General features: G+C 37.8%; 2 protein-coding genes. Both read right to left on the bottom strand.

Translation table 11 applies throughout. The features are described from left to right. Positions 1 to 29: 29 nt before the first annotated feature. Positions 30 to 938 carry a hypothetical protein gene (locus ACFXMV_RS23170; RefSeq protein ID WP_375839305.1) on the bottom strand — a complete coding sequence of 303 codons (909 nt, stop codon included), beginning with the start codon at positions 936 to 938 and terminating at the stop codon, positions 30 to 32. A gap of 90 nt (positions 939 to 1,028) precedes the next feature. Next, on the bottom strand, positions 1,029 to 1,202 hold the full coding sequence (locus ACFXMV_RS23165) for a hypothetical protein (protein WP_375839303.1): 174 nt from the start codon (positions 1,200 to 1,202) through the stop codon (positions 1,029 to 1,031). Between the last annotated feature and the right edge of the window lie 750 nt (positions 1,203 to 1,952).

The raw sequence follows: 1,952 nt of genomic DNA, 5'->3' as shown, positions 1-1,952 counted from the left end.
ACGGCTCCATAAAGAGGAACCGTTTTGCTTCAAAAATCACGTTTTGTGTTATACTGGAGAAACGAAATTGTGTTTTCAAAATTGTCATTTTCGACATGATAACTTTTCTCGTAGTGTGGTTTTGCCGAACCCACTACTTTTTTTATGTCTCCGAACTTCATTTCTTCCCGTTCCGGCTTAACAATCCCTTTTGATTTTCGATACATATTCATTCCGGAAGGATACATGTGCAGCCGTCCGCCTTTTAAAAATTTCTTTTCCCGACCTTCTACGATCTTTGTTTGCACCTCACAGCCCTCTGAAGCCACTTTTAAGGCTGTTTCCCTGTCTTGGACATCTTCTAGGTCTATATCAGTCAAATAAGCGCTCAAATAGGCTCCTATGTTGTCTATATCCTTTAATGACTTGATTGTTACAAATCCTAAACCCCATAGACTCCTTAATTCAGCATTTTTAATATAAATCTTATCCAAATCATTAAAGCGCATTAAAACATGACAATGCCAGGCTCCACGTCCTTGTGGCTCTACCACCGATAAATAATCTATCGAACTTTCTTTCTTGTATTTATAACGCAACCTGTCGATAAAATTTTGAAAATCACTATAAAGTTTTTTCGTGTCCGTCATATTTTTCTTGTATGTCAAAGTTATATGTAATTCATTTGGCCGTCCTATAAAATTGTTATTTATCAAATAACGCAGCTTCTTAAAGGTTTGTCTCAAAGAATTATAATTTTCCTGCCGATTTTCCGAATGCTCGAACTCCCGGATCTCCCCAGTAGAGAGGTCTACAAACCTATCCTTGTCCAATTTTTTGATATTATTTTTCCGGTTCATCTTCTCCATATGCTGAACTTCAATGACGTGATTCATAGTGGTCACTTTTACAACATCATTTGGAGCTATGAAAACCGCGTCACCATTGCGTTTATCCATCCATTTCCCCTCAATTTTTCCTGTAATGTTTAATTAAAATCAAGTTAATAATAAAGAACCCCAAATCCGAAGTCAGTTTTTCAACAAAAATTAGCGTCCTTTTCCCAAATAGTCCCTATACAATTCCTTAATAGCAAACTCAATTACAGCATCTTTTGAAACTCTTCCAAATTCATTGTGTTTTGTAAAATGTTCGGCTAATAACTCTAGCTTTTTAAATGTTTCAACAGTAATTCGAGGTCCAATTTGTTTTTTCTCTTCCATCCAAACACACTCCTAACAAGTTGTTAACATAATTCTAACATTGGAAATAATAGAATTCAAGAACAGAAAAAAGAAGCACACTCGGAATGATATTTCGTTTCCTTTTGATTCCGAGCCTCCACCCCTTACAATCCCCAAAGGCAACCGACAAGGGAAAATTCGTCCCTTATCGGCACCTCCGGAAATTGTACAGCAAGGGGTCACTCCCAATAAAAAGACTACGACATATAAAACAGGTTTAGCTTCAGAGAAAAAGAGCATAAGGAAACTCGGTGCCACCCTAAAAAAAAGGGTGTCAAACAGGCTGTGCCTGTTGAGTTTCTATGCTCTTAGAACAGGTGCCGTTTTTGAAGCCAAAGATATAGCATAGATACCCCATAGATATAGCAGGGATATACCAAAATATCTCTAGAGATACGGGTATCTATGCTATATCTCTCTACAAGATTCCTCCACACGCTTGACGGAAATGCTTCAGCATTTTAGCACTCACTCGACAGAGTGTATAAGTGCGCCATTCGGAATTTCAAAGCTTCAAATTTCACAGAGAGTGCCCATTTATACACACCCCCTAAATCGTGGTGTGACAATGGGTTCTCGCCGGCTCGAAATCGGTTTGTCATTCTGACAAATAACCCTTCGGGAAATAAAAAAAACGGCTCCATAAAGAGGAACCGTTTTGCTTCAAAAATCACGTTTTGTGTTATACTGGAGAAACGAAATTGTGTTTTCAAAATTGTCATTTTCGAC

The sequence above is a fragment of the Rhodococcus sp. NPDC059179 genome, from assembly GCF_042754885.1.
GTDB lineage: Bacteria > Actinomycetota > Actinomycetes > Mycobacteriales > Mycobacteriaceae > Rhodococcus_G.
Note: the sequence above shows the minus strand (reverse complement) of the source record. Positions and strands in the feature narration are given on the sequence as shown.

Excerpts from the sequence above, each read along its gene's own strand:
- ACFXMV_RS23170 (WP_375839305.1), bottom strand. The coding sequence starts at position 938 with ATGGATAAACGCAATGGTGACGCGGTTTTCATAGCTCCAAATGATGTT.
- ACFXMV_RS23165 (WP_375839303.1), bottom strand. The coding sequence starts at position 1,202 with ATGGAAGAGAAAAAACAAATTGGACCTCGAATTACTGTTGAAACATTT.